General features: G+C 38.7%; 19 protein-coding genes. 7 read left to right on the top strand and 12 right to left on the bottom strand.

Going from position 1 to position 18,267, the window contains the following annotated elements; translation table 11 throughout:
• The 3 genes from ABI125_03730 to ABI125_03720 all read left to right on the top strand — a co-directional run bounded on the left by ABI125_03730 (position 1) and on the right by ABI125_03720 (position 3,804).
• A complete protein-coding gene (locus tag ABI125_03730; protein XCF06975.1) occupies positions 1 to 2,319 on the top strand; it encodes an inorganic phosphate transporter in 2,319 nt (772 codons plus the stop codon).
• 172 nt (positions 2,320 to 2,491) lie between these two features.
• The gene (locus ABI125_03725) at positions 2,492 to 3,352 is read left to right on the top strand and encodes an OmpA family protein (GenBank protein XCF06974.1); all 861 of its coding nucleotides are present in this window, start codon (positions 2,492 to 2,494) and stop codon (positions 3,350 to 3,352) included.
• 170 nt (positions 3,353 to 3,522) lie between these two features.
• The gene (locus tag ABI125_03720) at positions 3,523 to 3,804 is read left to right on the top strand and encodes a pyrimidine/purine nucleoside phosphorylase (protein ID XCF07871.1); all 282 of its coding nucleotides are present in this window, start codon (positions 3,523 to 3,525) and stop codon (positions 3,802 to 3,804) included.
• A gap of 82 nt (positions 3,805 to 3,886) precedes the next feature.
• On the opposite strand, the gene ABI125_03715 is transcribed toward ABI125_03720, so the two are convergent.
• The 3 genes from ABI125_03715 to ABI125_03705 form a co-directional block, all read right to left on the bottom strand.
• On the bottom strand, positions 3,887 to 5,677 hold the full coding sequence (locus ABI125_03715; protein ID XCF06973.1) for a ribonucleoside-diphosphate reductase subunit alpha: 1,791 nt from the start codon (positions 5,675 to 5,677) through the stop codon (positions 3,887 to 3,889).
• Between the two features lie 51 nt (positions 5,678 to 5,728).
• Entirely contained in the window at positions 5,729 to 7,003 is a 1,275-nt protein-coding gene (locus tag ABI125_03710; GenBank protein XCF06972.1) for a ribonucleotide-diphosphate reductase subunit beta, read from the bottom strand.
• Positions 7,004 to 7,451: 448 nt separating this feature from the next.
• Complete coding sequence (locus tag ABI125_03705; GenBank protein XCF06971.1) at positions 7,452 to 8,015, bottom strand: DUF3109 family protein; 564 nt, start codon at positions 8,013 to 8,015, stop codon at positions 7,452 to 7,454.
• Between the two features lie 104 nt (positions 8,016 to 8,119).
• On the opposite strand from ABI125_03705, the gene ABI125_03700 reads away from it, so the two are divergent.
• From ABI125_03700 to ABI125_03690, 3 genes are read left to right on the top strand one after another with little or no spacing between them, the layout of a single operon-like run.
• Positions 8,120 to 8,707, top strand: coding sequence for a MarC family protein (locus ABI125_03700; protein ID XCF06970.1), 588 nt, complete (start codon positions 8,120 to 8,122; stop codon positions 8,705 to 8,707).
• Positions 8,708 to 8,719: 12 nt separating this feature from the next.
• Positions 8,720 to 8,923, top strand: a complete 204-nt coding sequence (locus ABI125_03695) for a hypothetical protein (GenBank protein XCF06969.1) — start codon at positions 8,720 to 8,722, stop codon at positions 8,921 to 8,923.
• Position 8,924: 1 nt separating this feature from the next.
• A complete protein-coding gene (locus ABI125_03690; protein ID XCF06968.1) occupies positions 8,925 to 9,536 on the top strand; it encodes an FAD-dependent oxidoreductase in 612 nt (203 codons plus the stop codon).
• A 72-nt stretch (positions 9,537 to 9,608) separates the two neighbouring features.
• Here the strand turns inward: ABI125_03690 and ABI125_03685 are convergent, their stop codons facing one another.
• From ABI125_03685 to ABI125_03665, 5 genes are all read right to left on the bottom strand, one after another.
• On the bottom strand, positions 9,609 to 10,238 hold the full coding sequence (locus ABI125_03685; GenBank protein ID XCF06967.1) for a hypothetical protein: 630 nt from the start codon (positions 10,236 to 10,238) through the stop codon (positions 9,609 to 9,611).
• 27 nt (positions 10,239 to 10,265) lie between these two features.
• Positions 10,266 to 11,858 carry a S41 family peptidase gene (locus ABI125_03680; protein XCF06966.1) on the bottom strand — a complete coding sequence of 531 codons (1,593 nt, stop codon included), beginning with the start codon at positions 11,856 to 11,858 and terminating at the stop codon, positions 10,266 to 10,268.
• A complete protein-coding gene (locus ABI125_03675; GenBank protein ID XCF06965.1) occupies positions 11,858 to 12,289 on the bottom strand; it encodes a dCMP deaminase family protein in 432 nt (143 codons plus the stop codon). The genes ABI125_03680 and ABI125_03675 overlap by 1 nt, the downstream gene beginning before the upstream one ends.
• A gap of 286 nt (positions 12,290 to 12,575) precedes the next feature.
• A complete protein-coding gene (locus ABI125_03670; protein XCF06964.1) occupies positions 12,576 to 13,166 on the bottom strand; it encodes a HupE/UreJ family protein in 591 nt (196 codons plus the stop codon).
• A 69-nt stretch (positions 13,167 to 13,235) separates the two neighbouring features.
• Positions 13,236 to 14,192, bottom strand: a complete 957-nt coding sequence (locus ABI125_03665; GenBank protein ID XCF06963.1) for an NAD-dependent epimerase/dehydratase family protein — start codon at positions 14,190 to 14,192, stop codon at positions 13,236 to 13,238.
• Positions 14,193 to 14,344: 152 nt separating this feature from the next.
• Here ABI125_03665 and ABI125_03660 point away from each other — a divergent pair, with 152 nt between their 5' ends.
• Positions 14,345 to 14,863 (top strand): hypothetical protein, encoded by a 519-nt coding sequence (locus tag ABI125_03660; protein ID XCF06962.1) that lies wholly within the window; start codon positions 14,345 to 14,347, stop codon positions 14,861 to 14,863.
• A 264-nt stretch (positions 14,864 to 15,127) separates the two neighbouring features.
• Here ABI125_03660 and ABI125_03655 read toward each other — a convergent pair whose 3' ends face one another.
• The 4 genes from ABI125_03655 to ABI125_03640 form a co-directional block, all read right to left on the bottom strand.
• On the bottom strand, positions 15,128 to 15,577 hold the full coding sequence (locus ABI125_03655; GenBank protein XCF06961.1) for a transposase: 450 nt from the start codon (positions 15,575 to 15,577) through the stop codon (positions 15,128 to 15,130).
• Positions 15,578 to 16,063: 486 nt separating this feature from the next.
• Positions 16,064 to 16,402 carry a P-II family nitrogen regulator gene (locus tag ABI125_03650; protein XCF06960.1) on the bottom strand — a complete coding sequence of 113 codons (339 nt, stop codon included), beginning with the start codon at positions 16,400 to 16,402 and terminating at the stop codon, positions 16,064 to 16,066.
• A 130-nt stretch (positions 16,403 to 16,532) separates the two neighbouring features.
• Positions 16,533 to 17,762: an ammonium transporter gene (amt, locus tag ABI125_03645; GenBank protein ID XCF06959.1), complete on the bottom strand. Its 1,230-nt coding sequence runs from the start codon at positions 17,760 to 17,762 to the stop codon at positions 16,533 to 16,535.
• A 33-nt stretch (positions 17,763 to 17,795) separates the two neighbouring features.
• Positions 17,796 to 18,134, bottom strand: a complete 339-nt coding sequence (locus ABI125_03640) for a P-II family nitrogen regulator (GenBank protein XCF06958.1) — start codon at positions 18,132 to 18,134, stop codon at positions 17,796 to 17,798.
• Positions 18,135 to 18,267: the final 133 nt, after the last annotated feature.

Genomic DNA, 18,267 nt, shown 5'->3' with positions numbered 1-18,267 from the left:
ATGGAACACATTTACTTATACATGCTTATAGCTATCGCTATTTTAGCTGTAGTTGATCTTGTTGTTGGAGTAAGTAACGACGCCATTAACTTTCTTAATTCTGCCATTGGATCGAAAGCCATTTCCATGCGCACCATTATGATTGTGGCCAGTTTGGGTATTTTTATTGGAGCCGTTTTTTCCAGCGGACTTATGGAAGTAGCCCGAAAAGGTATTTTTGTGCCGGCCATGTTCAACTTCCATGAAATCATGCTCATTTTTATGGCTGTAATGATTACAGACATACTCTTGCTCGATTTCTTTAACACTATTGGATTGCCCACCTCAACCACAGTATCCATCGTATTCAATTTATTGGGTGCTGCGGTGATTATGGCTGCAATAAAAATCACGGCTTCGGATTCTGAAACCCTGGCCGATTTGGGCAATTACATTAATACCGAAAAAGCCATAGAAATTATAAGTGGTATATTACTATCGGTAGTTATAGCTTTTAGTATCGGCGCCTTGGTTCAGTGGGTATCGCGACTTATTTTCACCTTTCATTTTGAAGAAAAAATCAAAAACTTTGGTGCTTTCTTCGGTGGCGTGGCATTAACGGCCATACTGTATTTCATCTTTATGAAAGGCTTAAAGGGCACACCTTATTATGATAATTTAAAAGGAGTGATTGAAGGCAATGAAATGTATATCATTTTAGGCAGTTTTGTTCTCTTTACCCTGCTCTCGTTTGCTTTCCAAAAAATAGCTAAAAAGAGCATTTTAATCATCGTTATTGCGGTTGGTACGTTTGGATTGGCATTGGCTTTTTCAGGGAACGACTTGGTAAACTTTATTGGTGTACCCATGGCCGCATACCACAGTTACGAAGCTTGGGTAGGTTCTGGAACAGGTGCCTCTGAATTCGCTATGGGCATTTTGGGCAAAAAGATGCCAGCCGAGCCCTTTTTACTTTTCATTTCTGGAGGCGTAATGGTGGCGACACTTTGGTTTTCCAAAAAAGCAAAAACCGTTGCAGAAACTGAAATTAGCTTATCAAGACAAGGCGATACACACGAAAAATTTAAGCCTAACATGCTTTCAAGAAGTATTGTTAAAGCGACCTCGTCTATTTCGGATGGATTGAGATTTATCATCCCGGCATCCATGCAAGCAAAGATTGACACCAATTTCCAAAAACCAAACACTACATTAACCAAGGACCAAAGCATGGATGCTCCTGCATTCGATATGATTAGGGCTTCAGTAAACTTAATGGTTGCTGGTGTATTAATATCTATTGCAACGGCTATGAAATTACCACTTTCAACTACCTACGTAACCTTTATGGTAGCCATGGGTACATCGTTGGCCGATAGGGCTTGGGGTGCCGAGAGCGCCGTTTATAGAGTGGCTGGCGTGTTAAATGTTATTGGCGGCTGGTTTGGTACTGCCTTTGGGGCTTTTATCGCTTCTGGGATTGTGGTGTTTTTAATCAACTGGGAACCTCATGTAATGACGCCTATCCTTCTTTTACTTACTGTAGCGCTGTTAGTTAGAAACTTTTTAGCACATAAAAGAAAATCGGTTGAAGGCAAAAGTGAAGACCGACTTAAAAATACCGAAAGCAGTTCTGTACAAGGTGTTATCCACGAAAGTGCTGCCAACATTGCTAATGTGGTAAAACGAGGTAACAAAATTTACTCGAACGCCATACAGGGATTGGCGAAACAGGACTTATCTTCACTTAAAAAGAATAAAAAACAAATCGACAAATTATCGCTTGAAGTTGATAGTTTAAGAGACAACATATTCTATTTCATCAAAAATCTGGATGAATCGAGTGTGGGCGCCAGTGATTTTTACATCAATATTTTGGGCTACCTACAGGACATGACTCAATCTTTAGAGTACATTTCCAAAGTAAGCTTCAAACACGTAAATAACAATCACAAAAAACTTAAATTCAACCAAATTAAAGAACTTAAAGAAGTTGATGAATCTGTTGAGAAATTGTTCAACGATACCAAATCGGTTTTCGATTCCCGTTCTTTTGATAAAATCGGAGACATTTTAAGTTCTAAAGACAAATTATTCCAAATTCTGTCTGAAAAAATACAAAAGCAGGTAGAGCGCACCAGAAAAGAAGAATCGAGCCCAAAAAACACTACGCTGTACTTCGGATTGCTATCTGAAACTAAAGACTTATTGGTTGCCACTATGAATCTATTGGAAGAGTATCACAATTCTCATAATGCTTCGGTAAAACCTGCAACCATTGAAATTGTAGAGTCTATTGCCGGGAATGGCACTTTAAAAGAATTGGAGAAGGAAGAATAAGCTTCCTTCATCTGTTAAACACAATAAGTCACAACATGTTATGGCGCTTATAGCCAATACATGTTGTGGCTTTTTTTATATTGGCTTTCAGATTTTTAACAAAAAAAGACTGGCTTCGTAATCTATATTGGCTTTAATCTCGTAAATATGGGAAACAATATTATTAATGATTATGAAGAAAATATCTGTATTACTTTTAATAGCCATTTTTACCGTATCGTGCGTATCAAAGAAAAAATACTTGGCATTACAACAAGAAAATGGCGAAATTAAAAGCGAACTGCAAAAAACGAGAGTAGCCAAAGAAGACTTAGAAGCCAAATTCGATAAAATTCAGGAACGCGTTGAGGCCTACAACAGCAAAATCATGTCTTTAAAAGAAGAGAGCGATTCCAAATTAGAAGCAGCAGAAAACGGCACAGTAATTTCCAACAAGACTAAAGAGGGCATGCGTAAAACATTAAAAAATGTTGATCCTGCAAAACTTAGCCAAGCCAAAACTTTAAAAGACTCTATGAATTTGGCTGTGGCATACAACCTTGAAAAAACCATTAAAACAAGTAACATTGATGAAGACGAAGACTTTGCCGTAGATATTAACGAAACTGTTGTGATGATTTCTATTGCTGATAACATGCTGTTCAATACGGCAAGCTACAGATTAAGCTCTAAAGCCGATAAGGTTTTAAAGAAATTAGCCGACGTTATCAACTCCGAGCCTAGCTTAGACGTTATGGTTGAAGGTCACACCGATGCCAGAACCATTAGCACCGTAAACATCGCAGACAACTGGGATTTGAGCGTATTAAGAGCCACCTCTGTTGTACGTAAATTACAAGACGAATATAACGTAGCTCCTGAAAAATTAATCGCTTCGGGAAGAAGCAGCTACCAGCCTATTGCGAGTAACGATAACGCTGAAGACCGTGCAAAAAACAGAAGAACAAGAATTATAATCCTTCCAAATATCGATAAGTTTTTTGCTTTGATGGCTGAAAACGACACCGCTATTTCTGAAAATATATTAGACTAAATATTAGTTTAACTATCCGTTGAACATTCTAAAAAAGATGTGAAACAACATAAAACCTCCAAGAGCCCTCACTCTTGGAGATTTTTTTTGGTATTAAATCAGATTATGGCCTATCATTCTTTGTTCTACGATGAGTTTAGTATTTTTGAAGAAATTTTAAAATTTAAATGATGATTTCAGCAAACGAATATTTTGACGGCAACGTTAAATCTTTAGGATACACCAGCAAAACAGGGCAATCTACCCTAGGGGTAATGAACGCTGGCACTTACGAATTCAGTACTTCTAAACACGAAACCATGAATGTTGTAGAAGGTGAAATGACCGTGCTATTGCCAGGTGAAACCGAGTGGAAAACATACAAAGCTGGCGAGGCCTACCAAATTGAAGCCAATGAAAAATTTCAGGTTAAAGTTTCTGGGCAAACCTCTTATTTGTGTCAATACAAATAATTGACTAAAAATTATTGCAATAAAAAAAGCACCCGAATTCGGGTGCTTTTTTGTTATAGCGATTTTGAGTACTATTGGAAGTTTAGCCTTCGCAACTAGCACATTCCTTTTTCTGCTTAAACTTTTGTGCCGCATTCATACTGTGTTGGTAGTACAGCGATTTAAGCCCCAGTTTCCAAGCAGTAACATATATCTTGTTGATGTCCTTTACAGGCATATCTGGATGAACAATAATGTTAACTGACTGCCCTTGGTCAATATGGTTTTGTCTGTTTGCCGCTTGATATACAATAGTCAATTGGTCAATTTCAGAATAGGTTTTAAACACATCGCGTTCCTCTTCCGTTAAGAAATCTAAATGCTGAACCGACCCATCGTAATCGCGGATACTACGCCATACCTCTGCGGTATTTTGACCTTTTTCCTCTAAAAGTGCCTCTAAATATGGGTTCTTTATTGTGGTTTTAATCTTGGCAATATCCTTCACGTAAATATTAGACCAAATAGGCTCGATACCCTGCGATACTTGCCCTAAAATAAAGGCTGACGACGTTGTTGGTGCAATGGCATTCAAGGTAGCGTTACGTCTGCCATAACCTTTCAATACTTCTGGTTCTCCGTATAGTTTGGCCAATTCTTCTGAAGCTTTATATGATTTCTCCTCAATCAATTTAAAGATTTCACTGTTCAAGTTGAAGGCTTCAGCGCTATCAAACGACAACATTTTAGATTGCAGTAGCGAGTGCCAGCCCAAGGCGCCCAAACCTAATGCTCTGTTTTCTTTTGCAAAATTATAGGCACGCTCCATGAACATAAATGTTTGTCTGTCGTCCAAATCCTCAGAATCTCTGAATTCTTCCAACTTTTCAACAAATTCGGTGATTACGGCATCCAAGAAATACACCATCGTTTCAACGGCATCGGTATCTTTCCACTTATCGTAGTGCAATAAGTTGATAGACGACAACACGCATACAAACGACCAGTTTTCGTTGGATGGCAACATGATTTCCGTACATAGGTTACTCGCTACAATCTGGTGTTTTTTATCTTGATAAACATCAGCCGCTTGGTTGTTGGCATGGTCTTTAAAGAAAATATAAGGATAACCTATCTCACCTCTTCTTTGGATCACTTTAGCCCAAATGGAACGCTTTTCCACATCTCCATCAATCATTTCCTGCATCCATTTATCGGTAACCGTTACACCATGGGTAAGCTCCTGGATGGAATTCCCCTCCGTACCAATTTCCAAAAATTCTTTAATATCGGGATGCTCAACAGGCAAATACGGTGAAAAACGCCCTCTACGCACCGAACCTTGGCTAACCACATCTACCATTTTTTCAAAAAGCTGCATAATATGCACCGCACCAGACGATACTCCGTTGTTTTTTACTGGCGCTCCTCTGTGTCTCAAGTTTCCAAAATACCCCGAAGTACCACCTCCTAATTTAGACATCATACCCACTTCAGATTGCGTATAAAGAATATTCCCCATATCGTCGGCAATATTCGAACCGAAACAGCTAATTGGAAGACCGCGCTTTTTTCCAAAGTTAGACCACACTGGCGAAGCCAACGAGAAAAACCCTTCGGCCATATATTTGTAAAATTTATCGGCATAACCATCAATCTTCAAAATAGATTCCGCGCGCTCGGCAATTTCCCTAATTCGGCCTTCTGGTGTAGTGCCTTCGGTTAAATAACCTGATTCCAAAAATTTACGGCTGTTTTCGGTTAACCATTTAAATTCTGGCTCCGATTCTTGTCGGGTTGCGCTTTTAATCTGCTCTTTTCTGGCATTTAAAAGTTGGTCGTAGTTTGATTGTTGCTCGGTAGTTTCGTCCTGGAGGTGCGTGTTTACTTTCATGTTTTAAGATTCTTGTATCGGGTTAGTGTTAGGCTAATTATTCGGTCTTGTTTAGAATAAGTCGTCGCTGGTTATACTTTTTGTTCTTTTACTATAGTTGATAGAGCGCTTCACAAAGAAATCGCCGTGCTTGGTGCCAATTATTTCATCATCAAACCATTCGGTTTCAGCCAATAGTTTTTCATCTACTTCAAATACTTTTCCTATGCCGATGCTTTCCAATGAATTGTTGAAACGGTTTTTAATGAATTCATTAACCACATCCTTCGGAAGAAAATCCAATTCGCCATCCTCAAAAATCCAATCCACAATATCGCTTTCGGCATTAAAGGCCTCTTTACATATTTTTTGAATTTTCTCATCGTACTCTTCACCAAACCATTTTGGGTTTTCCTTTTTGATGATTTTGATTACATCTATCCCGAAATCACCGTGAATTTGCTCTTCTTTTGAAGTCGCCTCAACCACATTCGAAATACCTTTCAGCATATTTTTGTGCTTGTTGAAAGCCATGATGATTAAAAACTGCGAAAACAACGATACGTGCTCAATGAACAAAGAAAACAATAATACCGACTCGGCATAATCCTGTATATTTTCGCTTTTGGAATTTTTAAGCGCGGTTTCCAAGTAATGCACACGGCGCATAATTACCGGTTTCTTTTTCAAGCTTTTGAATTCTGCATTCAATCCCAAAATTTCCAACAAATGCGAATAAGCATCATGATGGCGCACCTCACTTTCGGCAAAAGTTGCCCCTACCGAACCAATTTCTGGCTTTGGCATTTTTTGATAGATATCGCCCCAAAACGTTTTTACCGCCACCTCGATTTGCGAAATGGCCAACATAGTATTTTTTATGACTGATTTTTCGGTTGGCGTTAATCCAGTTTTAAAATCCTGAACATCGCTAGTAAAGTTAAACTCACTGTGAATCCAGTACGAGTGCCTAATGGCGTTTACGTATTCGTATAAATCAGGATACTCGTAAGGTTTTAAGTTGATACGCTTTTCGAAAATATTGGTCTGGCGCTTTCTGGCCTGCTCATCACGATAAAGAATATAAGCCTTAGCAGCATCATGGAACGCACTTCCCATCAATTTATCCTCCACAATATCCTGCACCTGCTCCACCGTTGGCACGTATCTGGCATCAACAGCTTTTCTAGCCAAAAGTGATTCGAATACTTTGCTCGAAATAGATTCGGCGTCTTCTCTTGTACCGTGCCCTACAGAAAGCATGGCTTTTTCAATCGCGTTCGTGATTTTTTCCAACACGAAAGGTGTGGTTTCGTAGTCTCGTTTTATGATGTGCGTTATCTCCATTATATTTGGTTTTGGTTAAATCTTTAATAAAAACTGCTTTTTTTCTTCTAAAACATTCACTAAACGCATCACTCCCTGTTGAAATATTTTAACACCTGGCTTCCAACAAAGTTTGCAAATTGTAAAACATGTTTTAGACAACCGTAAAACACATTTTTAACAAGTTTATTAACAAGCTAAAAAAATTGAATTTTACCTCTGAATTGAGTACAACAAAGATTGCAAAATGATCAATACATTTTTGAACGAAACCAAAAACCTTTTCAACAAGTTTTTAACAACGCGCAAAACGTAAAAAACAAAAAAGTTGACAACAAAAAACAACCAACAAACTAACAATCAATAGTTTATGTTTTTTAGATTTTCGAAAAGTTTACAAAAAAATTTAATGATTTTACCGCTAAAACACTGGTTTAAACCATGTTTTGCACAGTTATTTTTCGGGTTGTTAAAAAGTTTCGGCAACCTTTTCCAACTCGGCGTACCAGTCCTCTCCAAATTTCCTTATGAGGGCTTCTTTTACGAATTTGTAGATAGGCACTTGAAGTTCTTTTCCAAGGGCACAGGCATCGTCGCAAATTTGCCATTTGTGATAATTTACAGCCGAAAATTCGCTATAATCTTGAACTCTTACCGGGTACAAATGGCAGGACACTGGTTTTTTCCATTTGACTTCACCTTGGTTATAGGCTTCTTCAATACCACAAAGTGCAGTATTTTTATCGTCGAAAATCACATAGGCACAATCGGCTCCGTTAATGAGCGGTGTTTCCAAATCGCCATCTTCGGTTGTAATGGAAGTTCCCTGGGCTTCAATGGCGGCTATACCTTCCGCTCGCAGAAAAGGTTTTACTTTCGGGTAGATGTCGTTTAAAATCTTAACCTCATCGGCATCGAGCGGCGCTCCGGCATCACCATCAACACAACAAGCCCCTTTGCACGCCGATAGGTTGCACAAAAAGTCTTTTTCAATAATATCTTCCGAAACGATGGTTTTACCTAACTGGAACATAACGTATAATTCTTCGAGCGTGCAAAAATAACTAAACTTTAGCGTTTATCGGCATATAAATTTAGCATAATCCTATACTTTTGCACAAAAATAAAAGCCACGTTATGGAACTTAATTTTAAAGAAATTTTTACAGCATTTATGGTCCTTTTTGCAGTTATTGATATTGTGGGCAACATCCCCATTGTTATCGATTTACGAAAAAAAGCTGGCCATATTCATAGCGAAAAAGCATCCATAGTAGCCGGAGTTATTTTAATTGTTTTCCTGTTTTTAGGAAAAAGCATCCTGAACCTTATTGGCATCGATGTGAATTCGTTTGCCGTTGCCGGTGCTTTCATCTTATTTTTTATTGCATTGGAAATGATTCTGGGCATCACCCTTTACAAACAAGAAGAACACGACTCTAAAACCACAGCGGTTTTTCCGTTGGCATTCCCACTTATTGCGGGCCCCGGAAGTTTGACTACATTACTTTCGCTCAGGGCGGAATTTAGAACCGAAAACATTATTGTTGCCGTTATAATAAATGTTATTATTATTTTTATAGTTTTAAAAACATCAGCAAAAATTGAACGCCTTATTGGCCAAAATGGCATCAACATCATCCGAAAAGTGTTTGGTGTAGTGCTATTGGCCATCGCCGTAAAATTGTTCACCCATAACATTAAAGCTCTTTTTGATGTTGTTTAAACAATCCAACTTATGAAAATCCTATCCATAATTCTTAGTGTTATTGCCTTGGGCTTGATTATTTTCAATGTAACCAAAGTCAATTTCAACGCCCCGTTTGAAGGCGAAAGCACCGTAGCGTTAATCACCATTGTTGCTGGGCTTTGCGTTATTTTGATGATGGCTATTTTACGGACCTCGAAGCGCATTGAAGACCAAGTTAAAAAACGCAAATAATATGTTCGACGTTCTAATTATAGGCGGAGGCGCCGCTGGCATGTCGTGTGCTCTGGTTTTAGGCTCTGCACAGCACAAATCATTCGCAAAAGATAAACGCATTGGCATTGTTATTCACCAAAAAACATCGCATTTGCAAACCGCACTGTTCAACAATGTTCTCGGTTTAAAACCGGGCACCACCGGTGCTTCTGTTTTAAACGATGGCATAGCCCAGCTTAATGAACTCTACCCACATGTTGAGCAAATTGACAAAGAAAAAGTATTGGGAATTTCCAAAACAGCATCGGGCGACTTCACTGTGATCACCAACAAAAACACGTACCAGTCCAAAATAGTTGTGGTTGCCGTAGGTTACACCAATTTAATGAACATCACAGGATTGGAAGAGTTTGTTGCCCCACACCCCCGTGCCGCTATTGAAAAAGACCGTATTTGGCTTAAAAACACCGACCATCTAATTGAAGAAAATCTTTATGTAGCAGGGTCTTTGGCCGGTTGGCGCAGCCAGTTTGCCATTTGTTCGGGCAGCGGCTCGCATGTTGCAACTGATATTTTAACACTTTGGAACAATGGAAAGCACACTAAAGTGCATGATAAAATTGAGGTTTAAATTCTCTCCTTATCATTTCTTTCCTATAACCTCTAGTATTTTTCCATGATTTGCATTCGAAAAAAAACAAGGCTATTTATACCCTAAATCTGCCTTCCACAAAAACTCTTGAATTCCGAATTCAGGACTTGAGAACACCTCTATGCCAATATCATCCAAGTACGTTTTAGCACCTTCCATAGAAGCCTGAGCCAAAAACACAACGTCTACTTTTGGGACGATAGATTTTATTTTTTCAGCAATTCCCTTTTCATACGCCACCAAATCTTTGCTCTCGAAATGAGACCAGTAAGAAGAACAATCGCAATAAATAATTTCTACATTTTTATTGAGTTCAGCAGCTAATTTTACAATTAGATTTGCACTTACTGTCTTTGTTGAATTTGCCGTATAAACCAACCCGACCCTGCCATAATTCCCAACTATGTGCCGCACTATTGGCTCATCAATTCTTAAAACCCCGTTTTCTTCTGATAATTCTCCGTAAGTAGAGCAGGTACAAACTACTAGATTAGGCTTGTATTTTCTTATTTCATCAACCTCTTTTTTAAACGAAATACTATCAGTTTCATCATTTTCCAAGGCATTTTTCAACAAGTTCTCATTTACAAAGTGATTGATATCAATATCTTTATTAAACTTTCTAACTAAGTTTTCAAAACGTTCAATAAGATTTTTTGATGTATGTAGAAATGCTATCATTTTCGGTTGCCCAAATTAGGCCAAACTTTATTTATTCTCCTCACTAAGCTTTATCACCTCTTCAACCATAATGTCACGCTGGTTGTACACTTCATTAAAAGCACCGTTGCCAAAAAGTTGGTCGGCCAAAGTCGCTTTTATGTATTGTTTTACCTCATCGTGATAGGCCACAAAAGTGACTTTCGAATCGGAACGCAGATTTAAATAATCCTGAAAGGCAAACACCAAATCGTCGCCCACTTCATATTCATCAACAAAATCCTGTCTCGAAATACCATCGTACTTATGCCTATCCTGTTCCAGCTCTTCAAAAACAAAATTCCCGAAGAACCCGCGGCGCAGTAAAAAAGAAAGTGTTTCGTTTTGCATGCTTTTATCGAGCGGCACAAATACATCTGGAATAATACCACCGCCACCATAAACCACTTTTCCCGCAGGAGTAGTAAATTTTAACGAATCGTCCACTTGAATTTTTTCGGGATCTAACAATTCTCCACTATCCAAACGTTCGAAATACTCGTCATAATAATCTTTGTTACCATGGTCGTACGGACGCTGAATGGAGCGTCCTGTTGGCGTGTAATACCGCGAAACGGTTAATCGCACGGCACTGCCATCTCCCAAATCCATTTCGCGCTGCACCAAACCTTTTCCGTACGAACGCCTGCCCACAATAGTGCCTTTATCGTTATCCTGCAAAGCGCCCGCCACAATTTCACTGGCCGAAGCTGAGTTTTCGTCAATCAGCACATACACTTTCCCGTTTTCAAAATCGCCTTTGCTCGTGGCAAAACTTTTATCGATATCTCCACGTTTGTTTTTTGTGAACAGGATTAATTTATCGTCCTCCAAAAATTCATCGACTATTTTTTCGGCTATACTCAAGAATCCGCCGGGGTTACCTCTCAAGTCTATGGCAATTTGAGTGGACCCCAAATCCTCCAGCTTATCCAGACCCGCTTTAAATTCCTTATAGGTTGATTCAGCAAAACGATTAACTTTTATATACCCCAACTTATCGGTCAACATATAAGCCGCATCAACACTTTTGATAGGTATTTTTCCGCGCTTTACGGTAAACACCAAAAGTTCTGGCTCACCACGCCGGTACACCGTTAACTTCACTTTAGAGTTTATCTCGCCCTTTAGTTTATTTATAATATCGCCATCGTTCAACTTGTTTCCATATAGCGTATCGCCATCTGCCAATAAAATCCGGTCACCACCCTGAATGCCAACCTTATCACTTGGCCCATTTTCAATAGCCCGAATAACAGCAATGGTATCTCTGTAGGTATAAAAACTCACGCCAATACCCACAAAATCGCCTTTCATCTCTTCGGCCACACGCTGCATATCCTCCTTTGGAATATACACCGAATGCGGGTCTAAATTTTCCAAAATACCGTTTACGGTAACATCAACAATACTATCGGTATTGATATCGTCAACGTAATCGTATTCAATATAATCGATTAATCGGTTGAGCTTGTCCTTTTTGCTATTGGTTGAAAACAGCTTATCGCGCGAATCGTTAAAATCCAGTTTTCCCCCAATAAAGATGCCCGCAGCAATAGCAACGCCCAAAACCAATGGCATGTATTTTTTTTGAAACAACATTAATCTTCTAAATCCTCTATCAATTTAAGTTCTACGCCGGCCTTTTCAAGAAACCTAAGCCCAGAATCATCTTTATAAGCTTGATGGTACACCACTTTTACAATTCCGGCTTGGTGTATCAATTTACTGCACTCTTTGCATGGCGACAAAGTGATGTAAAGCGTGGCGCCTTTGCAGGATTGCGTGGACGATGCCACTTTTGTAATAGCATTGGCCTCGGCATGCAGCACATACCATTTGGTATAACCTTCTTCGTCCTCACAAAAGTTTTCAAATCCGGAAGGTGTACCGTTGTACCCGTCCGATATAATCATTCTATCCTTTACAATAATCGCACCAACCTGCTTGCGCTTGCAGTACGACAGCTTGCCCCACTCTTGGGCCATTCTCAAATACGCTTTATCGTACTTTAACTGTTTTCTGTCTGGCATTAATCTGTTTTAAAATTATGGCGTTGCCCCGCCCTTGCTAAAAAACCCAAGGCTATCGGGGTCAGGCTATTCGCTATATCTTTCTTATGCTAAACTTGTTTAAGTATCCCATCTTGCTTTGTTTATAAATCATAGCGCATCTTAACCACAAACTCATAGGCTAAGCACAAAAAAAGGATGCCGCTACTATCCTTAACGCAAATAGCATAACGAATATAGTTGCAAAACATTTTAATTGCAACGTGCGGGCGTTAAAGTTTTTAGAAAATTTAAGAGAATTTTGGGTTTACGACAAAAAATCACTATTCAAAATCATGGGAATGACCAACCCGACTACGATGGCAGAAATAACCATAATCCAATCGCGTTTGTTAAACCTAAAAATGGTCTGCACAATATAGCCCAAAAACAGCACGATAAACACGATAATGACTTGTGCAAGTTCAATACCTAAAGCAAATTCCAACAACATCACCAGTTTGTTGTCGCTATCGCCCAAAAGCATTCTAAACTCACGTGCAAAACCCAAACCATGGATAAGCCCAAAAAGCAAGGTTGACAAAAACAGCACTCCTACTTTTTCGCGCTGCGCCCCTTTTCCGGACGTGAATACATTAAACAGTGCCACCACCATAATGGTAATAGGGATTAAAAATTCAACCATCGCAGCATCCACACTCACCACGCCATAGGCCGCTAAAACCAAAGACAAGGTATGCCCCAAGGTAAACATGGTCACCAGCAACAGCACTCTTTTCCAGTCTCTAAAAAGATATGGAACGGTTAAAACGATAAGAAACAAAACATGGTCGTAAGCATTAATATCCAGAACGTGATTAATGCCATATTCTACGTTAAACCAAAAATTTTCGAGCATAATTTTTAACATTTAGGGTTGCCAAATATACAAATATTGATTGATGAATTTTCTATCAATCCGTTTTGTTTAAAACGTCTTCATACTTTTCTTTAATTGGAATAGCATTTCTTCGGTGATGTCTTCCAAACCGAATTGATGTTTCCATTTCCAGTCCTGCCGCGCATACGAATCGTTGATATGTTTTGGCCAACTTTCAGCGATATCTTGCCGGTAGTCGGGCTTATAACTGATTTTAAATTCTGGGATGCGTTTTTTTATCGATTCGGCAATGGTTTTGGGTGTAAAACTAATAGCCGCCAAATTGTACGACGATCGGATTTTTACATCTTCGGCCTCCGCCCGCATAATATCAATAGTTGCTTTAATGGCATCGTCCATAAACATCATGGGCAGTTCGGTATCTTCCTTTAAAAAACATTCGTAAGCCCTTTCTTTTATGGCTTTATGATAAATCTCAACAGCATAATCGGTAGTTCCTCCTCCGGGCAGTGTTTTCCAACTGATAATGCCCGGGTAACGTAAACTGCGCACATCGACACCATATTTATTATAATAGTATTCACACCACCGTTCTCCCACCTGTTTGGTTATTCCATAAACGGTACTAGGCTCCATTATAGTGTATTGAGGCGTGTAATTTACGGGCGTTGTGGAACCAAAAACCGCAATGCTGGATGGCCAAAACACTTTTTTAATAAATTTATCCCGTGCCAAATTCAGCACATTGAACAGCGAAGTCATATTCAAATCCCATGCTTTCATTGGGTATTTTTCTCCCGTGGCACTTAATAATGCGGCCATTAAATAAACGGTATCGATATTGAATTTTTCAACACAGGTTTTTACGCTGGCATAATCTTGGGCATCAACAATTTCAAAAATCCCGGAATTAACCACATCCAAATTGCTGTAACTTATATCGCTGGCAATCACATTGTCCTCGCCATAAATATGCCTTAAAGCAAAAGTTAACTCAGAACCTATTTGTCCGCACGCACCAATTATCAATATTTTAGAGCCCATTAAAAATAAGTTTGTTAAAGATACTTCAAAAATAACAAGTTTTTATTGATAATATTCTATTTTTAAAAATGAATATTATCAATTTGAATCTTTGCTTAGTCCATAAAATTCAAGTATTGATATATTTGCAATCAACCTTTATCAATTAAAGTATGCGCACTAATCTTTTATTCTTTTTGGCCTGCTTAGTTTTCCTTTCATCGTGCAAAGACGCACAGGAACAACCCAGCACGGACGACACCGAAACAAGCGAAAACCAAAACCTGACCGAGCAGGATCTGGCCAAACTGAAATACACCGATTATATTTTGGACGAGCAAGCCAAAAATTTGATGAAAAACTCGGGGGAATACACACAATTACAAGAGCTTATAAGCAACATAAAATTGGGCGATTTAAGTTTTTTTGAAACCAGCAAAGAAACCCAAAAAGGTCTTTTTAAAAATTTAAGGCAAACCCTGCCCAATGGTTTAAACACCGAATCGGTTTTGGCCAGGATACTGGTTTTAGATACTAAATTCCACCAATTGGAAAGTCTTTACAACTTATCGACCACAACAAAAGACGAACTATTAAAAAATACAAAGGAATTTTTGGTTGCCTTTTCGAACTTAAACCTCCAAATGAACAAAAAAATGGAGTTTGATAACCGCACTATTGAAAAGCCTTAAGCTCTGCTGCGGTAAAGTTTGTCACGAAAAGTGGAAGACGCAAAGCACAACTGACAATAAAACTGGCCATACTTTTAGGCCTCTATATTGGCACATTCAGAAAATAGTATCATTAATTATATTTTGGTGCTATTTTTTGTTTTCAATACTTCCCTTTGACAGTTTTCCTTTGGCTAGCGATAAAAAAGAAAATTAAATACACAAAAGGCATGTGTTTTTTTAACGTCACGGTGCACGTTCCCCATTAATGGAAATCACTTTTTTTTAAGCGACTTGCTTTGGGGCGTTTTGCATTCGCCTTCCCATTTCTAAGGCATTGGCAGTATGTATGCCAAAGAAGACCCATAACATTTCATTTGGTTTTGTTTTCGCCTTGATTTCTTTGAGGTGGCAATGTTCCTTTTCTTTACCAAAACTACCTTCTAATCGTGAAGCTCTTTCTTTTGTTATGGCTGCTTTTAGCCTGTTTCCACCTTGGTGGTCTTTCGGTAATTTTCCCTTGCGCTTAAAATCGGTCTTTATCTGGTGCTTGGTTACAAAACTTCGGTTCTTGTTGGTGCCGTATATCTGTAATTTATTGACCTTGGCTCCAAACTCCACGGGTTTTGTTTCTTTACCTCTTACTATAGGGCGCAGGTAATCTTTGGATATGCTTACAATGCGGTCTTTTATCTTTTGGCCTGTTTTAAAATAGCTGCTTTGTTGCTCGTACACTTGTTTTACAGTGACTACTCTGCGGTAATATTGGGCAGTAAAATCAATATTGTTATGTTTTTGTAATTGAGACTCAAAATCTGTTCCATGAGCTTCCTGCCCGAACAGCCTGCATAGTGTTTTAAAAACATTGGGGCTAAACGACCGCGTGGACCGAACAACATGCTGTTGCCCAATTTTTGTTCTTTGACCTTAAATTGTAAAACTAAATCATCCCAAGGAATCGCTTGATGGATTTTTCCGAGATTGCCCTCTAAAAAGCGCGCGTAGAAAAGGGCATAATCTTCACTGGGGAAAAAAGGGAAAGACGACCTTGTAGGCCAGAAATTCTTTGTATTTCCATTTTAATAGAAACTGAAAACCCCGTTTTCGACCCTTTTTGGCCGTTTTCGGGGGTTATTTATACCTCTATATACAACAAAACCCTCATGTTTACAAGGGTTTTTGTGTTTTGTGAAGGTGCCTTTGTTTTTGTTAAAATTCTAATTAGTTAAGCGTCTCCCCGCCTTTTCTTCCGGTGCGGATTCTGTAGGCTTCCTCGACACTCGACACAAAAATTTTACCATCACCCACTTCGCCCGTTGAGGCCGACTTTAAAATGGCATTGATGGCCGGTTCTACAAAATCATCGTTTACCACAATGGAAAGATACCGTCTTTGTATATCGCTAGTACTATAAGAAATACCACGGTAAACATGGCCTATTTTTTCATTACCCAAACCTGTAACGTCCCAGTAGGAGAAAAAGTTAACGCCCACATCGTGCAAGGCTTCTTTTACCACATTAAACTTCGATTTCCTTATAATTGCTTCAATTTTTTTCATGCTGTATCGCTTTGTCTTTATCAGATATTTTTAAGTTAAGTTTACTCTTGCAAACACCTAATAAATATAACAAAAAAAAGGATGCCTTTAAAAAAAGACATCCTTAATTCTAATTAAACTTAATTGAATATTAATGTTCGTTCAATCGGAAATCTGGATAAGCATCCATACCGTGCTCGTGGGCATCCAAACCTTCCAATTCTTCTTTTTCAGAAACTCTAATTCCAACCGTTTTCTTCATTACAAAGAAAATAAGGAAAGATGACACTAAACAAATGGCCGCATAACAAGCTACACCCGTTAATTGCGCCAAAAATGTGTGGTCTGGGTTAGTTGAGAAAATACCAACAGCCAACGTACCCCAAATACCGCACACCAAGTGCACTGCAATAGCACCAACAGGGTCATCCAATTTAATAGCATCGATAAAGCTAACTGCAAATACAATAAGCGCACCAGCAATAGCACCAATAATAATGGCGCTTTCTGGAGTCATTACATCTGCGCCAGCAGTAATACCAACCAATCCACCTAAAATACCGTTTAGGAACATGGTTAGATCTAAGTTTTTGTACTTAATAAATGATACGAAAGCAGCAACCACACCACCGGCAGCAGCAGCTAAGCAAGTTGTTACCAAAGTTAATGAAGTTAATTCTGGATCAGCAGAAAGTACAGAACCTCCGTTAAATCCAAACCAGCCTAACCATAAGATCAATACACCGGCAGTAGCCATTGGAATACTGTGACCTGGAATGGCCTGAGCTTTTCCGTTCTTGAATTTACCAATTCTGGCACCAAGTAACCAAACCGCCACCAAAGCAGCCCATCCACCAACTGAATGCACCAAAGTAGAACCAGCGAAATCGTAAAAACCTAATTGATCTAAAAATCCGCCACCCCATTTCCAAGACCCGGCAATTGGGTAAATAATTCCAACATACAATACGGTAAACACCATAAATGGCCCAATTTTAATACGCTCTGCCACAGCACCCGAAACAATAGTTGCGGCCGTTGCGGCAAACATACCTTGGAAAAGGAAATCGGTCCACCAAGTATAACCGCCATCAGCGTACTCTGGCGTCATTCCATTTTCAGGAGCTGCAATACCAAATCCTGCAAAATCAAATATACCTGCTGCGCCTTCTTCAAAACCTGGGTACATTAAATTGAAACCAGCGATGTAGTAAAGCAGTAAGCCAACGGTTATAATAAATATGTTTTTAAATAATATGTTAATCGTATTTTTTTGTCTAGTCAATCCAATTTCTAAAAATGCAAAACCTGTATGCATAAAGAAAACTAGTGCCGTACAGATCATCATCCATACGTTGTTTGCTGTAAATAATCCTTCCATTATAATTGTTTTATGTAATATTTTTTGTTTTTGTTATTTTAAAGTTTCTCCGCCTTTTTCACCTGTTCGTATTCTGTAACATTCGTCAACATCAGAAACGAAAATTTTTCCATCACCTACTTCACCTGTTCCGGCAGAACTGATTATGGTTTGAATGGTTTTTTCTGCAAAATCATCATTTACCACAATAGATAAGTATCTACGTTGAATATCGCTTGTGCTGTAAGATACACCTCTGTAAACATGACCTTCTTTTTCATTACCAAGACCGGTTACGTCCCAATAAGAAAAGAAGTTCACACCTACTTCGTGCAAGGCTTCTTTCACCACACTGTATTTTGATTTTCTAATAATTGCTTCAATTTTTTTCATAATTCATTATCTTATTTGGTTTTAGTTTTCTTAAAAATAGAAAATAATTACATTCTCCTTAAAACCCTAAATTGCATTTTTATAAATGTTTAAAAAGTGCCCTTGTAACAAAGGCACTCTTTAAACATGATGT

It is taken from the genome of Tamlana crocina, from assembly GCA_040429635.1.
GTDB lineage: Bacteria > Bacteroidota > Bacteroidia > Flavobacteriales > Flavobacteriaceae > Flavisericum > Flavisericum crocinum.
Note: the sequence above shows the minus strand (reverse complement) of the source record. Positions and strands in the feature narration are given on the sequence as shown.